The organism is Maribacter sp. X9, assembly GCF_048537565.1.
Lineage (GTDB): Bacteria > Bacteroidota > Bacteroidia > Flavobacteriales > Flavobacteriaceae > Maribacter.
The window spans coordinates 2,867,767-2,888,590 of the sequence record NZ_CP183215.1 but is presented as its reverse complement, the minus strand read 5'-3'; the positions used below and the strand labels follow the sequence as shown (position 1 = coordinate 2,888,590).

Sequence of the window (20,824 nt, the reverse complement as noted above, 5' to 3'; positions counted from 1 at the left end):
GTATGGTATTTTTTGTATTGTTGGTGTTAATAGTTGATGAAAATCCAACCCTGTAAGGGCTTGCTTTCATCTCCAAGGTCTATGATATACATATAGGATCCGGCCGGTAATTTTTCGTTTCTATTTTTGTAAAAACCTTCCCAGTTGTTTCGGTACGATTTGGTACCGAATACTTCGTGTCCCCATCGGTTGTAAACTTTGACCAAATTGTTGGGGTAGTTGTCTATCCCAGGTATTACCCACGCGTCGTTATTGCCGTCACCGTTTGGTGTAAAAGCCTGTGCTGGTACCAATGAAGGCTCCTTACTTGTTGGGAATGCGTCATCCACATCCAGAACACCATCATTGTCATCATCCTCATCACTGCTATCTGGAATACCATCGCTATCGGTATCCAATGGAGTGCTTGATGCATCGTTAGGGTCGGTTCCTTCGGTCAATTCCATTTCGTCTGAATAGCCATCGCCATCATCATCGGTATCTGCATTGTCCCCTATTCCATCTCCATCCGTATCGATGGTCTCGGAAGCATCATTCGGAAAATCATCCTGGTCATCGGGTATTCCATCGTTGTCATCATCGTTGTCAACGTTGTCTCCAAGCCCATCTTCGTCAGTATCCGTATCTGTAACCCCGTCATTGTCATCGTCCGTATCAGCATTATCACCAATACCATCGCCATCAATATCGGAATCTTCGTTTGGGTCATATGGAAAAGCGTCCTCAGCATCAGGGGTACCATCATTATCGGCATCATTATCAGCATTGTCGCCGGTTCCGTCACCGTCGGTGTCCGTATCTTCGGATTTATCCAATGGAAAGGCATCGTCCACATCGGCGGTTCCATCTCCATCATCATCCGGATCGGCATTGTCACCAGTTCCGTCTCCGTCGGTGTCGGTATCCTCAGAACCATCTTTCGGGAAAGCATCCTCGGAGTCTGGAGTGCCGTCATTGTCATCGTCCTCGTCTTCGTTGTCACCAGTTCCATCTCCGTCGGTATCGGTATCCTCGGAGCCATCTTTCGGGAAGGCATCCTCGGAGTCTGGAGTGCCGTCATTGTCATCGTCTTCGTCTTCGTTGTCACCGGTTCCGTCTCCGTCGGTATCGGTATCCTCGGAGCCATCTTTCGGGAAGGCATCCTCGGAGTCTGGAGTGCCGTCATTGTCATCGTCTTCGTCTTCGTTGTCACCGGTTCCGTCTCCGTCGGTGTCGGTATCCTCGGACCCATCCAATGGGAAATCATCCTCCACATCGGGGGTTCCATCGTTGTCATCGTCTTCGTCGCAGACATTGCCCTGCCCATCGGAATCGGTGTCCAACTGGTCTGCATTTGCAGTTAGTCTACAGTTATCCGTTTCATCAGGAATACCGTCTAAATCGCTATCCGCCTTAATCGGTCCTTGTAAGGTCGATTCAGTTTCTGAACCTGTGGAGGACCCGTCGCCTGGAACAACTGCGAAGCTTATATAGCTATTTATATCACCGGTAGTAAGGTCATATGTTAATCCGTTAGCCCCAGAGATAGCCACTTTGTTTGTGCCAGCCCCATCATCGGAACGGTACCATTGGTATGTACTTCCATTTTCAGGGTCACCATCCCCGTCATTATAGGTATAACTGCCACTTAGAGTCTTGCCTTCTAACAGGGTCCCGCTAAAGGAAATCGATGAAGCCGTTGGTGCTACGTTTTCGGTTAAGGCGACCAAACCTTCATCACTATAAGCCGTTCCACAACTACCATTGGACAAAATGACCCTGAATTTGGTATTGGTGGTTACATTAGTGTAGTTGTAGGTATCTGAGGTGTTTGCAATATCGGTCCAGATAATTCCATCATCTGTGGACATTTGCCATTTGCCGATGGTACCTGTGTACCCCGTCAAAGTCAATGTACCACTATTAGTTGTCGATGTATGGCTAGCCGAGCTTACTTGACCTCCTACGGGAGGTGTTCCCGTAATAACCGTAATTTCTTTTGAAGAGGATGTTGCCGAGGAGCCACACTCAGAAATCCCTACAACCACCCTATAATAATAGGTCCCGGTTGATGCGATGGTTTCATCCAAAGTGGTACTTGTATTGGCAATATCCGTCCAATTTACATTATCTGTGGAACGTTGCCATTTTTCCACATCACCGCTTTGTCCCGAAACAAGAAGTTCCACATCTGATCCGGCACAGATTATGGTGTTTTCTGCAAAAACATTACCTGCATTCGCTTGTAATACATAAATAGGCTTACTGGAAGTAACCAAATTGTTACAACTTGTAGGTGCATTGGTGTTAACCACCGCTCTATAATAGGTAGTGGTAGATATATTGTTGACCGTCAATGTTGTAGATGTATTACTTATTATTGTAGGTGTGTCTATAAAATTGTTGTCTGAGCTTTCCCACCTTACTACGTTACCGTCCAGTCCGTTCAATGTCAACGTAGTGGAATTGGAACCGGCACATACAGAGACTTCCCCGCCAGTGATATTTCCCCCAGGCGCCCCACTAATGGTAATATTCTTTGTAAAAAATGGGACAGAGGCGGTTTGGTCATTGGGCATACCACCAAATTCCATGATACCCAAAATACGTTCGTCATCAGGGTAATCGTTCCAGTCTCCTTGTCCAGAATAAACATGTCCGAACGACTCACCTGGGTTTCCGTTGCTGTAATCATTTGGCTCGCCACTTCTCCAATTTTGATAGACTTCTGGCAAACGATTACCATTGCCATTGTCAGTGGTCAACTGGGTTCCTTTTTCAGGGCCCGTTACCCAATAAAATTTTCCTTCCGATGCGTCTGTATCCGCATATAGGTCATAGCCCAAAGCCTTATTGATTTGTTCGTGGTCATCAGAAGCTCCCATCCAAGAATTCTGCCCCACGATACGTGTCACAAAAATATTCTCAGCATTACTGGTGAGCGTTACCAAATAACCTTCGCGACCAAAATATGAAGTGGATGATGTAATGTTCTTTGTATTGGTCCAGCTCGTTGGAGTGGTCGTAAGCCTATAAAAGTGTTGATTTAGAGGATTGTAAAACGTCTCTTCAGCCACAAAACTGACCTGTCGTGTCTCGGGATTACAAATGGGACCTGAGGTAATGGTTACGTTCCTAAGAAAACTTTGCCATTGCGCTGCGGTAAGTGTTCCTTTAAATACTATGGAGCGTTCTCCGCTGTTCCAACCAGAGGTGGTGACCCCGGCCGGCAATGTTCCGTTATAGCCCAACTGGTCGGCTGCGGTAAAAGAGTTGGTGATGGACACGGTAAAATCCGTTATACTGCCACTCGAGTTAATGGTTAGGTTTGGTGCCACTATTGTTGGTGCTTGGGCTGAAATTGTATTTGTACCTGAATCACCGGAAACAGTTATTTGATTTTGAGCAATCAAATCCTGTTTCCATGATGCGAGCACTAAAAAAATAATTAATGGAATTCTACTTAATTTTTGATTCATAGGGTAAGGTATTTTGATATCATGTAATCATTTATGGGTGGAAAAATTGAATTTCTTTTTTATTTTTATCAGTTCAATTTAGACATAGATATACTAGGCCCACTTTTAAGAGCTGTTGATAATAAGAGATTGAACTATAGATAATTAGAAAAAAATAGGTTTTTTGTCAGGGTTGATTATCCTGTATCAAGGTCTGGTTTATTTTGGTTATTCATAATTTTTTTTATTTAAAAGTTGAAAACTATTATTTGTGAGCTATAAATAATTACTCTTAATATTTGTAAGAAAACGTTGTGTTGTATAGTATATTTTACTTAAATCGATGTGAACTTGACATATATCATTTTTAAGTTATTTCTTACAATTCTTTATAAAACAATAAGCGTTCAAGCTGATAGTATCAAAAAAAAATTAAACTGTTGTATATCATTATTTTGACCCACTTTAAAGATTATGAAAAAGGGCGTTTTGTGTTATTTTATAAAGGAGTGTAAAATTTTCTGGTCTGTGCACTTTTTGTAGTTCGGGGGTATTGATAGGATGGATATTTAGTTAAGGCTATCGCAACTTTTGAAATAGCTCTAATTGAATTAGACAACGTTGAGCACGATTTTGCCCTGAATATGGACAAGGGCCGCTCTTTCATGTGCCTTGCGTGCCTCAGCAAGCGAAAAAACACTGTCAATGGCTATTCGTATTGCTCCATCATTAAGCAAACCAGCGACTTCTGCAAGTTGAGTTCCATTGGAACGTACTTGAGTTGCCGAAACTTTAACACCTAGCTTTTTGGCCTCTTCCCCACCATCAAAGCCCAAGGGAAAATCGGGAACAATGCACCACCCGGCTTGAGTGTGCGTAAGAAACGACCTGTTGTAGGACCGCCAACCGAATCAATAACGAGATCAATACCATTAGTTATCTCGTGCGCATTGGTTTTTGTATAATCAATAAATTCGTCGGCACTTAGGTCACGTAAAAATGTTTCCTGTTTTCCGGAAGCCACTGCAATTACTTTTGCACCTTTCCATTTCGCTATTTGTACCGCAAGGTGTCCCACACCACCTCCAGCGCCATTCACTAGAACAGTTTTACCTTCAAGTAAAACAGGTTCATGCTTATTGGGTTGGAGCGGGTTCTGTACATTGTGACCTAAATCGATTATAAACTGCCAAGCGGTAAGTAATGACATCGGAGCAGCCGCTGCATGTATATAATCAATTCCTTTGGGCTTAAGGGCTATTTGGGTCACGGGAACGCTTACATACTCTGCATAGGCCTGACTTTTCCCAAAAACACCCTCGGGAAAGCGAACCATTGCATATACCTCGTCTCCATTGGAAAAATCCTTAACATCATCGGCGACCCTCTCTACTACACCTGAAATATCCGTTCTCAAAATAATAGGGAAAAATCCTTTTGGTTGCCATTCAAGAGGGAGGGACTTATACCCGTCACGAAGATACCAGTCCGGGGGATTCATTCCTATGGCGTGGACTTTTACGAGTACCTCACCTAGTTTTACTTCGGGTACCGGTGCATCTTCATATTGCAGCACTGAAGGACCACCGAACTCGTGCTGGCGTATCGCCTTCATTATGCTTGTCTTTTTGCTTCTTTACATTATCTCCATTTTGATAGGATTTTGAATCGTTAACGAACTCTATTGAGGTCTACTATTATTTGTAATGAATTGGCAAAGTTAGATGCAATGTTTACTATTGACAAGTATGTACTTATTTGTATGCTACATACCATAAAGTATGTATTGCTGATTTTCAAATAATTAAAGTCTAATAAAAGTGAAGAAAAAAGAAAAAGAATGTCCAGATGTTCCTACTTGCTCTGTTGATTATGCTTTTAAACGTATCGGGGGAAAGTAAAAGGGTAGAATCTTATGGTATTTGCACGAACATAAAATCCTACGATACGGAGAATTTGGGCAGGACAGTGCCAGACATTACGACCAAAATGCTGACCCAAACGCTTCGGGAATTGGAAAAGGACAATTTAGTCGACCGAAAAGTATATCACCAAGTACCACCCAAAGTGGAATATTCCTTGACAGAGGTCGGTAATGAGTTGATTCCATTCATCAGCTACCTTAAAGAATGGGGAGATAAGCAAATTGAAAAAACCAATTCTTAAAATATCCTAATCACAGTTATGGGAACAGCACTAAAAATTTAAAAAAATAAGGTTTTTACAATGAGGCTGAACCATTAGAATACCAAATCTTCTATACTTCTTATTTGAATCTATGATGTAACTATCCTCATTTTCACTTTTACGATTTCTTAATGGACGTTGTAAGACTTTGTAAAGCGATATTTAAAAAACAGATTTAGTTAAACTTTTGATTGTCATTTAATTGTATCTAAGTCCATTTCCAATCGCTGTTTTTCTTCATCGGTATTCATTTTTTTGAAACCAAACTTAGGAGCCATTCGGGACAACAGTTTACCCAACTTTGACATTCCTATTATTATTTCATCTTGACCGTTCACCAGACCGTTAAAAGCCTTCTGAGCAAAACGTTCGGAAGTCATTAAGGATATCTTTTTTCCTTTGTTCATTTGTGTATCAACTGCAGGAGGAATAATCTCTACTACACGAATCGATTTTTTTTGAAGGGTAAACCTTAAGCCTTGGGTTATAGCCCTTAGAGCAGTTTTACTGGCACTATAGGCAGATGATTGAGCCGATGGTATAAAGACATAGCCCGTGGTAACATTAACAATGGTAGGGTCAACATTTTTCTCTAAAACAGGCATTAGTTCCTGGATCAAGGCCATTGGTGCCACTAAGTTTGTCATTAGTTGAAATTCCAAAGTAGGAATATAGTTGGGGTCCATAATATCCGTAATACTATAAATACCTGCATTATTCACCAGAACATTTCGTTTAGGAAAATGATTCGTCATTTCTGTCCTCAAGACTTGTCTCCCTTCTTTGGATGAAACATCTGCAACAATGGTATGTAATAAGGGAAACTTTTCTTGGGCATTATTAAGTGTGGCCTTGGTCCTTCCACAGATGATTACTTCGTTTCCTTTATTCAAGAATATATCGGCCATGGCTAGACCAATTCCGGTACCACCACCTGTAATAAGTATTGTATTTCCATTTCGTTTCATTTCTTAATCTTTTAGGATCCAGTTGCTAAAGTAAAGTCAACACTATACTTTTACAAGTAGTTACCATTTTGTATATTAATATACTAAAGGTTACTTTAACTATAAATCAATACTTTAACAGCGAATAATAAATGAAAAATGATGAAAATTGTGAGTTTGACTTATCCGATTTACATTTTATTCTAAAAGTTTTAGGTGGTAAATGGAAACTTCATATCCTGACAAGCTTATACATTGGCAAAAAAAGATTTAAAGAGCTTGAACGCGATGTGGTCGGTATTTCACCAAAGATGCTGATCAAGGAACTAAAGGACCTTGAGGCTATCGGTATCGTAAACCGGCAAACCTTCAATACCGTACCTATTACCGTTGAGTATAGTTTAACAGATGCCGGACTTACTTTAAAACCAGTTTTGGATCACATGAGAGAATGGGCAAGTGAGTTTAAACGAAAAGCAAACCCAGAAGGATGATTTTATAGAAAAGCCTTTAAAATCTAAATAGTTTTCCCTTTTACTTTATTCCTGTGATTTTCGCCCCAGGAACTTAATTCGTTCAAAACATTTTTCAGTGAATGGCTATACTCGGTCGCTTCATAAATAATACTTACCGGAGTGGTTGGATATACGTTACGTTTAATAAGAAAATTCAATTCCAAATCCTTCAGTTCGTTGGCCAATACCTTGGGTGATATTCCTTTGACTTCCTTTTGAAGTTCATTAAATCGCTTTGGGGAATGCATTAAACAAAGCACCAATGGCAATTTCCATTTGCCATTCAAAACAAACATTGCATCGAATACATTTTTAAGTGACCCGGAACATTCTTCCTTAGTAGGAAGTGTTTTTTCTTCATGAATTTTCATATCGGTAAAGATAAAAACTTTCCTAAAGGTAATCGCTTTCCTTTGGGTAACTACTATCTTTTGCATAGTTATTCCAGCTAGTTTTGTGTTTTCAAAGTTTTAAAATAAATACAAAATGGATTCAAAACGCATATTACAAATCAACTCCAGTATCATGGGAGAAAACTCGTTTAGTAGAAAATTAGGAAATGCTATCGTTGAAAAAATAAAAGTGAAATACCCTAACAGTACAGTTGAACAATTGGATTTGGTAGAAAGTAATATCCCGCACCTAACACCGGAAACTTTAAATGCCTTTTTTACGCCAGAAGAGCATCAAACCGATGAAGTAAGACACGCGCTTCAACTGTCGGATAATTTGGTGAAACAAGTACTTGAAAGTGATATACTAGTGATAGGTGCACCCCTTATTAACCTTACCATCCATTCTTCCCTTAAAGCCTGGATAGACCATATAACACGTCGTGGAATTACCTTTGGCTATAATTCGGACGGTACTCCCATGGGTTTCGTATCTGGCAAAAAAGTATATGTTGCTATGAGTTCAGGAGGAATTTATACAAATGAACAAGGCAGGTCGAATGACTTTGTAGCACCTTACCTAAAATCATTCCTGGGCTTTCTGGGCATGACCGACGTTAAAGTATTTAGAGCTGAAGGACTTCACATTCCAGCTATCCAGGATAAAGCACTGGAAAAAGGAATTAACAGCATTTTAATCAAGTAAAAGTACTTTGTTCTTATCAATAACAGTTATTAAGCCGTGAGTATTTCATGGCTTTTTTCATTATTCCCATTTCTGTTATAAAATCCCTCATTTAGGTTATATCTACCCTTTTCCGCTAAATGATATTTGCAGTATAAAATTTAATAAGATCATGAATATAGTACTTACAGGGTCCTTGGGGAACATCGGCAAATCCCTCACCCCTACTTTAATAAAAAAAGGGCATAATGTCACAGTAATATCGAGCAAAGCTGAAAGACAGCAGGACATAGAAGCTTTAGGCGCAAGAGCAGCTATTGGCTCTATGAAAGATGTCGATTTCTTAACTACAACTTTTAAAGTGGCAGATATCGTTTACCTCATGGAAGCATGGGAAGGCATCGGCAATATTTTTGATAAAGATGTTGATTTTTTGGCCGGCTTTCATCGTATAGGAAACAATTACAAACAAGCAGTATTGGCTTCGGGGGTTAAAAAAATTGTTCATCTCAGTAGTGTTGGTGCACACAGTCCTACAGGTTATGGTTCGCTTTCGGCGCACCATGATGTCGAAAATATTCTGAAACAACTACCAGATGACATTTCCATCAAGTTTATGCGTCCCACCGGTTTCTACACCAATTTATTTAGGTCTTTGCAATCTATTAAAGAAAAAGGAGCGATTATCTCAAACTATGGTGGCGATAAAAAAGAACCTTGGGTTTCACCATTGGATATCGCTGATGAAATTGCCGAAGAAATGGAATCCTCTTTTGAGGGAAGAACAGTTCGCTATATAGCAAGCGATGAAGTATCTCCCAATGAGATAGCTGAAATATTGGGACAAGCCATTGGTGAACCGAATTTAAAATGGATTGAAATTTCAGACGAAGAAATGCTCGAGGGCCTGTTGTCAATGGGCGTTAATCCGAAAATTGCTAAAGGGATGGTAGAAATGCAGGCAAGTCAACGTACCGGTTTATTATTTGAAGATTTCTATCGCAACAAACCAGAATTGGGCAACGTAAAATTTGTCGATTTCGCTAGAGATTTTGCTTTGGCGTATAATAATTAAAATAATGGAAATGAAAAAAGTATTGATAACAGGGGCCAATAAAAGTATTGGATTTGAAACAGCTCGACAACTATTGAATCAAGGCTATTTTGTTTATTTAGGTAGTCGTAGCATTGAAAGAGGGAATCTTGCTTTAGAAAAACTGAAGAGTGAAGGGTTAACGAATGTTGAAGTCATACAATTGGATGTTACCAATGATGATTCAGTAAAATCTGCCAGAATTGAAATTGGTAAAACAACGGAAGTTTTGGATGTGCTTATAAACAATGCAGGTATCAATGGCGGAATGCCCCAAGAAGCTTTGCATACAACTATAGACCAATTGCAAGATGTATTTGCTACAAACTTTTATGGGGTGGTAAGGGTCACACAGGCATTTGTAGATTTATTGCGCAAATCAGAACAGCCGCGTATTGTTAACGTATCATCGAGCGGTTGCTCGTTGACCTTGCACAGCGACCCAACCTGGAAATACTATAACCATAAATCTGCGGTGTATGCACCTTCAAAAGCAGCTATGAATATGTATACCATTGCATTGGCATATGAACTTAAGGATACAAACTTTAAAGTGAATGCCGTTTGTCCTGGATTTGTAGCCACTGATTTTAATGGCCATCGTGGTACCGGAACGGTTCAAGAAGCAGGGACCCGAATTGCCAAATATGCAACGATTGGCGCGGATGGACCAACAGGAAAGTTTATCAGCCAGGAACACAATCCGGTAACTGGCGAATGTCCCTGGTAAAAATTATTGCTTTTGAATTTTGTAAATTTGAAAATGAAAAAGGAAGAGCATACACTTTATAAAATTGAATCTTTAAACGACTTCCATCGGGTGTTTGGATTGCCAAAACCTACACATCCGCTGATTAGTTTCATTGATATAACGGACTTAGAAACACTGCCCAATGATTTTCCGAAGTCGATGGTCATGAACTTCTATAAGATTTCTTATAAAACGGGAATCTGTGGGCAAGCAAAATACGGGCAAAACTATTATGATTTCGGAGAAGGTGGCTTGGTGCTTACCTCACCAAATCAAGTATTTGAAAGTCCCAGTGGCAATCACAAAAGTGGTAGCTTATTATTGGTCCACCCAGATTTCCTTTTAACCTATCCATTGGCAAAAAAGATCAAGGAATATGGTTTCTTTTCCTATGCCACCAATGAAGCACTCCATTTATCTGAAAATGAAAGAAAAACTATCTCGTCCATTTTTGAAATCATCGACGAAGAATTAAAAAGTAGGATAGATGATTTTAGTCAGGATGTAATGATAGCGCAACTTGAACTATTATTAAATTACTGTAACCGTTTTTACAAACGACAATTCATAACTCGAAGGGTGGTCAACAACGATTTATTACAAAAAGTAGAAGAAATTCTGGACAACTATTTTAATGACTCTACAGCGTTGAAACAGGGAATTCCAACCGTGCAATTGCTATCTGAAGAATTAAATATCTCCCCTAGCTATTTAAGTGATATGTTGAGAACGCTTACCGGCCTTAGTGCACAGCACCATATACACAATAAGCTTGTGGAAAAAGCAAAAGAAATGCTCTCAATTTCCGACTTGACAGTAAACGAAATAGCCTATCAATTAGGCTTTGAATACCCACAAAGTTTTAGCCGATTGTTTAAGAGTAAAAGTGGGGTCAGTCCCATGGAATTTAGGCAATCCTTTAATTGAAATATTGTTCGTTTTTATTAAGGATTACGGTTTAATTCTAAAGAACTTACTTTTTATAAACATTTTATTAATTTATAAATACTGCTATAATAAGTCTTACGCTAAAATTATAGTACAAAACAATCCGTAATTACAACACTATATTCCGTAATCTGGATACTTTACATAGATTCATCTTTCTCAATTTTGCCCTTATAAATAATACAATAAAATTATGAAGACAAAAAATCAAAAAATATGGTTGGTTACAGGAACTTCAAAAGGTTTGGGGCTTTATTTAACCAAGCTTTTGTTATCACTGGGGCACAAAGTAATTGCTACAAGTCGAAATACAGATGCGCTTGAAAAAGAAATTACGTCATTTAAAGAGAATCTATATCCTGTAAAGCTGGATATTACTTCCGACAAGGAAGTTAAGCAAGCTATTGACAAAAGTATAGAAAAACTGGGGCACATCGATGTAGTCGTCAATAATGCCGGCTATAGCCTTGTGGGAAGTATGGAAGAAATGACCGATGAAGAGTTCCGCGCAACAATGGACGTTAATCTATTTGGTTCCGTTAATATCATTCGAAACATAATGCCTTATTTCCGCCAACAGAAAAGCGGGCACATTATTAATATTTCCTCTAATGCAGGTTATGTTGGCTTTGAAAAAGCGGCAAGCTATAATGCAGCTAAATTTGCGCTTATCGGAATTTCCGAAGCCTTAGCGCAAGAGGTGAAAAATTTCGGGATAAGGGTAACAGCAGTTGCACCGGGACAGTTTAGAACAGAATTTATGAATTCTATCAACTATGTAAAGAACCGTATTGAAGTGTATGGTATAGATGAAACTGAAAAGATGTGGTCTGAATTTAGTGGAACACAACCTGGAGATCCCGACAAACTATCAAAAATATTAGTTCAAATTAGTGAAATGAAACAGCCCCCTCTTCATTTACTTTTAGGGCCAGACACTTATGAATTGGTGACCCAAAAAAGAGAGCAGGAAGATGCAGAATTTGAAAAGTGGAAATCTTTGACGTTATCGACCAATTTTGATTAAATAGGAAGTGTAAATTCCATTTTCGTAAATTTGTTTTCAATGAAACCTCACACAGTTCAGTCAATTCGAGAATTACATCAGCTTTTAGAGTTGCCAAAACCGAAACACCCGTTAATTAGTTTAATTGATTTTTCTACCATTAAATGTTATGATGATGAAAAATTAGAGGCGGTAACTTACGGATTTTATTGCATAGCAATCAAAAAGAATTTTAAAGGTAAAATGCGATATGGCCAGCAGCATTTTGATTTTGATGATGGTATTATGACATTTTACGCTCCGAATCAAGTGATAATTACAGAAATAAGGGATGATTGGGAATTGGAAGGTCTTTGGCTAACCATTCATCCTGATTTTTTACAGGGGTTTTCCTTATTCAAGGATATCCGAAAATTTGGTTTTTTCTCCTATTCCGTAAACGAAGCTTTACATTTATCTACAGAAGAAGAAAAAACCATTAATCAATTATTATTGGATATTTCAAAAGAAAGTCAATTTTCAATAGATACATTTTCACATTCAATTATTATAAAACAAATAGAGTTATTACTGAACTATTCTAATCGGTTTTATCATCGTCAATTCTTAACTCGAAAACAGGCCAATAATGGTTTTTTGTCAAATTTTGAAGACTTGTTAGAAAATTATTTCAATCAAAACCTCACAGAAACGGAAGGCATTCCCAGTGTCTCCTATTTAGCTACAAGACTGAACCTATCTCCCAATTACCTAAGCGATATGTTACGCAGTATAACGGGACAGAGTGCCCAGCAGCACATCCAACAAAAATTGATTGAGAAAGCCAAAGAAAAACTATCTACAACTAAACTATCAGTTAGCGAAATTGCCTATTCATTAGGCTTTGAATATCCGCAATCATTTCATAAATTATTTAAAACAAAAACCGAGATGAGTCCGTTGGAGTTCAGGGCGAGTTTTAATTGAATTAAAAATAGGAAGCCATGAATCCCTTACACGTTTTTGTATTTGAGCATAGGATTTCGCTCCAAACTTTCGTTATACAATGAGTTCAGGGCAGTTTTAGAGCTGAACGAGAAGCTTCGGAACGATATTAAAATTAAAAGATCTTTTTGGGTTGTTAATAATCCGAATTAGAACTTCTATGATTCATTTAACCCCTTGGTAAAAGAAATATAGAAAACGGCCTTAGTAGAACTCGTCTTCTTGGCTTCCATTACAAAAAAACAATTCATACAAGGAATCCTCAAAAAAAAATTAATATGAAACCTAATACTAAATAACCCAATTGTTTGTTTTGAACCACAAGAACCTTCAATGAAATGGAAAACAAAAAACTTGTAAGGAAACTTAAGAAAGGCGATAAAAAAGCTTTTAAGGATATTTATACATCTTACTATTCGAAATTAATTCTTACTGCAAAGCGCTTTGAGTTTAAATTTCTGACACCTGAAGATTTTGTACAAGAAACTTTTCTTAAAATCTACAATAATAGAGATCAGCTAAAAGAAGACGTTCTTTTTGATAAGCAGTTATTTGTCATTTGCAAAAACCTTATCTTAAATCATTTAGACAGAGAAAATAAGGTTATCCCTATTAATTCCAATAACCTTAAAAGTGAGTTTCAAGAAGAAGATGACTATAATTTTCATGAAGATGTTGAGTTAAAAAAAAGTCAATTAGAGGCTTTACTCCGCCAACTTCCAGACCAACAACGGAAAATCTTTACACTCCACAAGCTACAAAATTATTCTTATCAGGAAATAGCGGAAATTACCCAGCTCTCCCCCAAGACAATTGCCAACCATATTTACTTGGCCAATAAATTTCTACAGAAAAAAATAGGAAACGCTTAGGAACTTTTCAATTCTTGTTTGTCATATAAGTAAACACAAAACAAACTTATTATGAAAAACGCAGTGAAATTTCTTAGCCTATTGACCTTCTTTCTAATCTTGTCTTCCTGTAGTGATGACGATGATACCTCTGTTCTAGAAATCACAACTGTGGTTGGTAAATGGGTTCAAACTAATGTTACTTTGAAGTATAAAAATCCATCTAATGGAAATACTATAGAAAGTGCTTACGACTTAACAGATTTATGTGATCCTAAACCCGTGGCGATATTCCAAGAAAATGGAAAACTCACCTACATGGATATTATGATCGAGGCTAGTGTACAACAAGAAATAACTTGTGAAAGTACTAATAAACTGGAAGGAGAATGGAAAAAAATAAATGAAAACACATATAGACTTATCTTCGGTGGGCACACAAAGGAAATAAATATTTCATTTATAGATGCCAATACGATGATCTTCGATATTTCGGAAGGAACAGGTGAAGGATCTATTACCCTTGAACGTCAATAAACCATTTCAATTCATAAGACTTGATGTTCAAGTTTCTGTTTGGTAAACTGATACTTTTTATAATCCGAATTGTGTATTCTACTCGAAATAGCTCTCAAGTTTTCGTTAAATGAAAAATATTAAAAAAAATCAATATGGATTAGGAACTTTTCATTTCTCACTTGTCATATATGTAAATACAAACAATGAAAGCTGAAATATTAATAACCAATATTAAAACCAAAAAACAGGCAGATTACCTATTGAGTTCACTCAGAAAGAATATTTCGGATGCTCTAATCAATTTTGATTTCGCAGAGAGCAATACAGTGTTAACAATTGAAGTAAATAGGGATATTTCAGGGATAGTACATTCGCTGTTTATGGCTGAGGGTTTACAATATCAAAAGCTTTAAGAAATATATTATGGACGATAAAGAAACTGAAAAAAAGTTAAGAGAGGCTTGGGAGGAAACTCCTGAAATACAGTCCGAAGATAAGATTGAAAAATCTTGGCAAGATTTTTCATCGAAAACATTTGACCGTAAAAAGAAACCGATTAAATTCTGGAACTACGCTGCTGCGGCCGTACTCATTATTTTCCTCTCTATAAGTAGCTTATGGGTATACAATAATTCAACATTTGAGTCTTCTATTGTCAGCAATATTAATGTTATTAAAAATCCAGGTAATCGGGATAAGACCGTGCATCTTCCTGATGGCTCCTTGGTAGAACTTGAACCACATTCCCAGCTCGAATTTTCAGATAATTTTACAAAGAACAGAAAAATCAAGATTAAAGGAGAGGCTTTCTTTAGAGTTGAAAAAGATAAGAAACATCCATTTCAAGTTTCCTGCAAAACTACCACCACTACTGTTTTAGGTACTGAATTTACAGTAAAAGAGGATGTTAATGATGCTGTAAGTGTCCAGCTTTATGAAGGTAGCATACAACTGAACGTAAAGGATAGTGTCAATAACTGGATATTGTCCCCTGGCGAAAAGTTTGTCTATAATACCAATCAATTGACCATAACCTCTTTTGAAAGATTTAAAGATTTTAATAAAAAACCTTTAGAAGAAGTTATAACATACATTCAAGAAAATTACGATTATAAAGTAACCTTTCCTCAAGAACTACTACAAAAACAAGTTACAATTCGTATTAGAAAAAAGGAGAAGCTATCCAACATTACCCAAATATTATCCGAAATATATAATCTAAATTCTTATAGAGATGAAAACATAAAAGAAATAATATTTAAATGAAAAAGCGAAAGGATGCCCTAGCCGCTAAACTAAACATCCTTTCTAAGATTAAAAAAGACATATCCATTTTAACCGAATATAAAAATACAAATTTTATGAAGCATATAAAGTATTGCTTTCTAATGCTTAGCTTAAATATATTTTCGCAAAATATCTCAATTTCGTTAGACAACTCAGCAACGTGGAAACAATTATTTACTGAAATAGAAAATCAGACCGACTATAAATTTGCCTACAATAACTCCACCAATGTAGACCAGAAGTTAAGTGAAAAAATAAGCTATAATAACACTGAAATTAAAAACCTTATTTCCATACTCAATAAAAAATCCCTTTTTCATTTTACTGTCATAGGAAACAGCATCACCGTAAAAGAAAAATTTTCTCAGACTCATCAAGAAAAATACAAATTATCTGGCATAATCCTAGATGATTTAGGAGAGCCACTTTTAGGAGCTAACATTTACATTCAGCAAACATCAACAGGAGCTGTATCTGATGAAAACGGATATTTCTCAATATTGCTAACACAAGGGAACTATACTTTAATCACTAGTTATTTAGGATTTGAAAACCAAACCATAAATGTAACCCTCAACAGTAATAAAAATCTTAACATCTCAATGCTTGCAAACAGTCAAGCTTTGGACGAGGTTGTAATTACTCAGAATACCAAGGCGGTTAATATTAAAAAACCGCAGATGAGCGTGAACAGTTTATCTATAAAAGACATAAAGCAAATGCCCGTAGCAATGGGAGAGGCAGATCCTTTAAAATCACTGTTAACCCTGCCTGGAGTTACCAGTTCTGGAGAAGCTTCTTCCGGTTTTAATGTTCGGGGTGGTGCAGCAGATCAGAATTTAATTTTATTAGATGGTGCCCCCATCTATAGTGATTCGCATTTATTTGGATTTTTCTCGGTTTTTAATGCCGATGCCATTAGTGATTTGGATTTATATAAAGGAGGCATCCCATCCCGATTTGGCGGCCGAGTATCCTCTATTTTGGACGTACATCAGAAGACAGGAGATTATAATGGATTTCATATGAACGGAGGAATTGGATTAATCTCCAGTAGACTTACCGCAGAAGGTCCTATTCAGAAAGAAAGTGGATCTTTTATGGTTGCCGGACGTACATCTTATGCCCATCTTTTTCTAAAACTGGCAGACAATGAAAATTCTGCTAAGTTCTATGACCTTAACACAAAATTGAATTATAAGCTTAATGAAAATAACAGTATCCATTTTTCAGGGTACCTCGGGAATGATGTATTTGATATAAGCGATAGTTTTTCCAGTACTTACGGAAATACTATGGGGAACCTGAGTTGGAAACATCGGTTCTCCGATAATATCAATACAAATCTATTTGTATTCTATAGCGATTATACCTTCAATTTGAGCATAAACGAACAAAATTTTAATTGGGATAGTACTATTAAAAGTTATGGTTTAAAGTACAACTGGAACCAATTTATCTCAGAAAAAATAAAGCTTAACTATGGTATTGCAGCCAATTATTACAATTTCAATCCCGGCACCTTAAACCCTGAAAGTGAAGATTCACAGTTCAATTTTCAGCAATTAGATAAAAAATACGCTTTAGAACCTTCAGCATATGTAGATGTTGAACATACAATTACAGAAAAGCTGAATCTTCGCTATGGTCTACGCTACAGTATGTTCTACCGTTTTGGAAGGCAGGAAATAAATACCTATGCAAATAATAATCCCGTAATCTATAATCCTACTTATAACATCTATGAAGAGGCAATCCCTACAGGATCGGTTACCTATGGTCAGGGAGAAAAAATTGCAAGTTTCGACAATATAGAACCGCGCCTTGCACTTTCATATGCTTTAAACGATAACCAATCCTTTAAGGCAAGTTACAACAGGATGGCGCAGTACCTGCACATTCTATCCAACACACAATCACCAACACCGATGAACATTTGGACCCCTAGCGGACCATTTATAAAACCACAGCTGCTGGACCAATATGCCATAGGATATTTTAGAAATTTTAATAACAAAACATATTCACTCGAAACGGAATTCTTTTATAAAGACGTTAAAAACAGAGTAGATTATGTAGAAGGAGCAGATTTATTGGCGAATAACAACATAGAACGGGTTATTCTTAATGGGAAGGCGAGAGCGTACGGAATGGAATTATTGCTTCGAAAAAATTCAGGTAAATTAACGGGCTGGATCGCCTATACACTTTCCCGGGCAGAACAAAAAACGGTGGGTAGATCTCCCGAAGAACCGGGAATAGCAAATGGAGATTGGTATTTATCCCCCTACGATAAATTGCACGACATCAGTATTATAGCAAATTATAATTATAATAAAAAATGGTCGTTTAATGCTAATTTCTCATTACAATCAGGTCAACCGGTGACGTATCCGAATGGATATTATGAACTTGGTGAACTTCATATTCCCAATTATTCAAGCCGGAATGAAAATCGCCTACCCACCTATCATCATTTAGATTTAGCGGCCACATATACCCCAAAACCTAATAAAAAGAAGGGATGGCAAAGTTCCTGGGTATTTAGTATTTATAATGTTTATAATAGACAGAATGCAGCTTCAATTCGTTTTACTACCAATGAAGATACTGGATTAAATGAAGCGCGCCGCCTATCTATCTTTGGCATACTACCAAGTGTATCGTACAATTTCAAATTTTAGAAAGATGAAAACAATAATAAAACTGAAAAAATTAAAATATATAGGAGTTTTTTTTCTACTTTTTTTATGCTCCTGTGAAGATGTTATCGATGTAGATCTGGAAACAGGTGATTCCACAATTGTAATTGATGCAGAGATCTTATGGGAAAAGGGAACAGATGGAAATGTCCAAACTATACGAATAAGTCGAATGACAGATTATTATAATCCAGAGCCCCCAAAAGTATCCGGGGCCCAAATTTATATAGAAAATAGCAGTGGCGATTTATTCACGTTTAGTGAAACTGATGTAATGGGCGTATATGTGTGTGACAATTTTCTTCCTCAATTAAACGAAACCTACACCTTACAAGTAACGGTAGAGGATAAAACTTTTACAGCGTCTGAAACATTAATTCCCGTACCAGAAATTAACCGCGTAGAACAAGATTACATAGAAGGATTTTCAGGAGATGAAAACTTTGAGGTTTCTATTTTTTATGATGATCCCGAAAACCAGACAAATTTTTATTTGACTGATTTTAAAGCCAGCGTTTTACAGTATCCCGAGTATATTCTTATTGATGATGAGTTTTACAACGGTAATGAAGTGGAAAATAATTTTTCTGATGAAGATCTGGAAGTGGGAAATAGTATAGAGATTATACACCGGGGAGTCTCTGAACAGTTTTATAATTATATGAATTTAGTATTGGAAACCACGAGTTCTAATCCCTTTGCCACTCCTCCAGCAAATATTAGAGGGAACATCATCAATCAAAGTAATCATGAAGATTATGCCTTGGGTTATTTCAGGTTATGCGAGGCAAACCAGTTGTTATATACTTTGGACGAAGAAAGAACTGAGAACACTAATTAAAATATAATAAAATGCTTAAAATTAGAAAAATACAAGCAAATACGTTTGTACAACTTCACTCTTGATTTCAAAAAGACCAACACTAATTAATTGTTTTGGTCTTTTTTTATTTGTAGAAGGATGACAAAATTTAATTTAAGAACCTCTTTCTTTCAATTTAAGATGCTTTTATTCTACCAAATAAAATGAAGTTGAGGATATGTATAAGTCAAGAATGAATACGGCATTTTTTAATTAATGGCAATTTGTTATGTTGAGGATAAATATAATTTTATCCCACAATGTTTCCTTCTCCAAAATCAAAAGTTCTTTTGAAGGTTCGTACGTCTGAAAAAGAGATTCTATCAAAAAAATCTATACGAAAGTTAAACTACATGTCCGCGGATGGCAGAAAACAATCCTAAAATACAAAAAATAAGCTCACGATTGACTGACGATTCAGGTGGAAAACTAACGATTAAAACGGTGTCGATTGTGTTAAAATGAAGTATAAAAAAAGGTAATTACATGATTTGCATGTAATTACCTTTAAAATAACATTTTTTTGAAATGTTAAAAAGTCGGGGTGACAGGATTTGAACCTGCGACCACTCGACCCCCAGCCGAGTGCGCTACCGGGCTGCGCTACACCCCGAAAAATTCATTTCAATATTTTCAGATTTTACTTCCTAATCTCTATAATTAAATAAACAGACCTGAAAATCGGATTGCAAAAATAGAAAAGTTACCAAGATTATGTATACTTATTTTAAGAAAAACTGAATTTTTATTCTAAAGTCTCCATCCATCCATATAACAAATCGGTCCAAGTACGCAGATGCGGATTCTTAAGGGCCAATGAAAATCCGTGCCCCCCAGTTGGAAATAGGTGCATAGACACCGAAACACCTTTCTCCCTCAACGCTTTATAAAATAGTAAGCTATTTTCTACGGGCACCCCGCCATCATCTGTGGCATGGAATAAAAAAGTCGGCGGCGTATTAGCGGTTACCTGCTTTTCATTCGAAAAATAATCAATTAGTTCCTTAGACGGATTTTCACCTAGCAAATTAAATTTAGAACCGCCATGCGTGGCAATATCCATTGTAATTACTGGATAGCCCAACACCATGAAATCGGGTCGTGCACTTTCTGTATCTACCCTGTCAAGAGGCTCATAGACCCTGTCATCAAAATGGGTTCCTAAAGTAGATGCCAAATGGCCCCCTGCCGAAAACCCTATGATTCCTATTTTGCTGGCATCAACACTCCAATCTTTAGACTTACTACGCACCAAACGCATCGCTCTTTGGGCATCGATAAGGGGGACATTGTATTTCTCGGTCTGACTTACATCGGATGGCAATCGATACTTAACCACGATACCGGCAATGCCCTTGCTGTTTAAGAACTTAGCGATATCCGTTCCCTCCCAGTCGTAAGCTAAAATACCATAGCCACCACCAGGAAAAATTAACATGGCCTTTCCATTGGCATTGGCCCCAGAAGGTAAATACACTTCTATCGTCGGTTCTTGTACTTTGGCATATCTATAGATTCCACCAGATTCTTTATACTCTTCTTTCTCTGTGCTTTTTTTATGGTTTGGAATTTTATTCTTTGGCCATAAAGGCATTATTGTGTCCTGAGCAAAAGTTGTTCCACCTATAAAAATCAAAAGCAATGTTATTTTTTTCATA

The 20,824-nt window shown here is 37.2% G+C and carries 18 protein-coding genes, 1 tRNA gene and 1 pseudogene; 13 read left to right on the top strand and 7 right to left on the bottom strand.

Translation table 11 applies throughout. From position 1 onward, the window contains the following. Positions 1–26: 26 nt before the first annotated feature. The 3 genes from ACNR9Q_RS12235 to ACNR9Q_RS12225 all read right to left on the bottom strand — a co-directional run bounded on the left by ACNR9Q_RS12235 (position 27) and on the right by ACNR9Q_RS12225 (position 5,052). Positions 27–3,458, bottom strand: coding sequence for a gliding motility-associated C-terminal domain-containing protein (locus ACNR9Q_RS12235; RefSeq protein ID WP_419211503.1), 3,432 nt, complete (start codon positions 3,456–3,458; stop codon positions 27–29). Between the two features lie 590 nt (positions 3,459–4,048). After that, positions 4,049–4,273, bottom strand: coding sequence for a zinc-binding dehydrogenase (locus ACNR9Q_RS12230; RefSeq protein ID WP_419211502.1), 225 nt, complete (start codon positions 4,271–4,273; stop codon positions 4,049–4,051). Then, the gene (locus ACNR9Q_RS12225) at positions 4,237–5,052 is read right to left on the bottom strand and encodes an NADP-dependent oxidoreductase (protein ID WP_419211501.1); all 816 of its coding nucleotides are present in this window, start codon (positions 5,050–5,052) and stop codon (positions 4,237–4,239) included. Before ACNR9Q_RS12225 ends, ACNR9Q_RS12230 begins: the two co-directional genes overlap by 37 nt. A 295-nt stretch (positions 5,053–5,347) precedes the next feature. On the opposite strand from ACNR9Q_RS12225, the pseudogene ACNR9Q_RS12220 reads away from it, so the two are divergent. Beyond that, a pseudogene (locus ACNR9Q_RS12220) lies at positions 5,348–5,603 on the top strand (winged helix-turn-helix transcriptional regulator). 215 nt (positions 5,604–5,818) lie between these two features. On the opposite strand, the gene ACNR9Q_RS12215 reads toward ACNR9Q_RS12220, so the two are convergent. Continuing rightward, positions 5,819–6,592 (bottom strand): SDR family NAD(P)-dependent oxidoreductase, encoded by a 774-nt coding sequence (locus ACNR9Q_RS12215; RefSeq protein ID WP_419211500.1) that lies wholly within the window; start codon positions 6,590–6,592, stop codon positions 5,819–5,821. 131 nt (positions 6,593–6,723) lie between these two features. Between ACNR9Q_RS12215 and ACNR9Q_RS12210 the strand changes: the two genes are divergently transcribed. After that, a complete protein-coding gene (locus tag ACNR9Q_RS12210) occupies positions 6,724–7,065 on the top strand; it encodes a winged helix-turn-helix transcriptional regulator (RefSeq protein ID WP_419211499.1) in 342 nt (113 codons plus the stop codon). Positions 7,066–7,088: 23 nt separating this feature from the next. On the opposite strand, the gene ACNR9Q_RS12205 is transcribed toward ACNR9Q_RS12210, so the two are convergent. Then, complete coding sequence (locus tag ACNR9Q_RS12205) at positions 7,089–7,523, bottom strand: winged helix-turn-helix transcriptional regulator (RefSeq protein WP_419211498.1); 435 nt, start codon at positions 7,521–7,523, stop codon at positions 7,089–7,091. Positions 7,524–7,572: 49 nt separating this feature from the next. Here ACNR9Q_RS12205 and ACNR9Q_RS12200 point away from each other — a divergent pair, with 49 nt between their 5' ends. The 11 genes from ACNR9Q_RS12200 (at position 7,573) to ACNR9Q_RS12150 (ending at position 19,145) form a co-directional block, all read left to right on the top strand. Further along, positions 7,573–8,184: an FMN-dependent NADH-azoreductase gene (locus tag ACNR9Q_RS12200; RefSeq protein ID WP_419211497.1), complete on the top strand. Its 612-nt coding sequence runs from the start codon at positions 7,573–7,575 to the stop codon at positions 8,182–8,184. A 151-nt stretch (positions 8,185–8,335) separates the two neighbouring features. Then, positions 8,336–9,238, top strand: a complete 903-nt coding sequence (locus ACNR9Q_RS12195; protein WP_419211496.1) for an NAD(P)H-binding protein — start codon at positions 8,336–8,338, stop codon at positions 9,236–9,238. Between the two features lie 10 nt (positions 9,239–9,248). After that, the gene (locus tag ACNR9Q_RS12190; protein ID WP_419211495.1) at positions 9,249–9,986 is read left to right on the top strand and encodes an SDR family oxidoreductase; all 738 of its coding nucleotides are present in this window, start codon (positions 9,249–9,251) and stop codon (positions 9,984–9,986) included. 33 nt (positions 9,987–10,019) lie between these two features. Then, positions 10,020–10,934 (top strand): helix-turn-helix domain-containing protein, encoded by a 915-nt coding sequence (locus ACNR9Q_RS12185; protein ID WP_419211494.1) that lies wholly within the window; start codon positions 10,020–10,022, stop codon positions 10,932–10,934. Positions 10,935–11,148: 214 nt separating this feature from the next. Continuing rightward, positions 11,149–11,982: an SDR family NAD(P)-dependent oxidoreductase gene (locus ACNR9Q_RS12180; RefSeq protein ID WP_419211493.1), complete on the top strand. Its 834-nt coding sequence runs from the start codon at positions 11,149–11,151 to the stop codon at positions 11,980–11,982. A gap of 39 nt (positions 11,983–12,021) precedes the next feature. Continuing rightward, entirely contained in the window at positions 12,022–12,927 is a 906-nt protein-coding gene (locus ACNR9Q_RS12175; RefSeq protein WP_419211492.1) for a helix-turn-helix domain-containing protein, read from the top strand. Positions 12,928–13,283: 356 nt separating this feature from the next. Continuing rightward, positions 13,284–13,817: an RNA polymerase sigma factor gene (locus tag ACNR9Q_RS12170; protein WP_419211491.1), complete on the top strand. Its 534-nt coding sequence runs from the start codon at positions 13,284–13,286 to the stop codon at positions 13,815–13,817. Positions 13,818–13,868: 51 nt separating this feature from the next. Then, positions 13,869–14,333, top strand: coding sequence for a hypothetical protein (locus ACNR9Q_RS12165; RefSeq protein WP_419211490.1), 465 nt, complete (start codon positions 13,869–13,871; stop codon positions 14,331–14,333). Positions 14,334–14,738: 405 nt separating this feature from the next. Beyond that, the gene (locus tag ACNR9Q_RS12160) at positions 14,739–15,581 is read left to right on the top strand and encodes a FecR family protein (protein WP_419211489.1); all 843 of its coding nucleotides are present in this window, start codon (positions 14,739–14,741) and stop codon (positions 15,579–15,581) included. 95 nt (positions 15,582–15,676) lie between these two features. After that, positions 15,677–18,286: a TonB-dependent receptor gene (locus ACNR9Q_RS12155; RefSeq protein ID WP_419214277.1), complete on the top strand. Its 2,610-nt coding sequence runs from the start codon at positions 15,677–15,679 to the stop codon at positions 18,284–18,286. 4 nt (positions 18,287–18,290) lie between these two features. Next, on the top strand, positions 18,291–19,145 hold the full coding sequence (locus ACNR9Q_RS12150) for a DUF4249 domain-containing protein (RefSeq protein ID WP_419211488.1): 855 nt from the start codon (positions 18,291–18,293) through the stop codon (positions 19,143–19,145). A gap of 560 nt (positions 19,146–19,705) precedes the next feature. Here ACNR9Q_RS12150 and ACNR9Q_RS12145 read toward each other — a convergent pair. After that, positions 19,706–19,779, bottom strand: a tRNA-Pro gene (locus ACNR9Q_RS12145). A 132-nt stretch (positions 19,780–19,911) separates the two neighbouring features. Further along, positions 19,912–20,823 carry an alpha/beta hydrolase gene (locus tag ACNR9Q_RS12140; RefSeq protein WP_419211487.1) on the bottom strand — a complete coding sequence of 304 codons (912 nt, stop codon included), beginning with the start codon at positions 20,821–20,823 and terminating at the stop codon, positions 19,912–19,914. Position 20,824 lies beyond the last annotated feature (1 nt).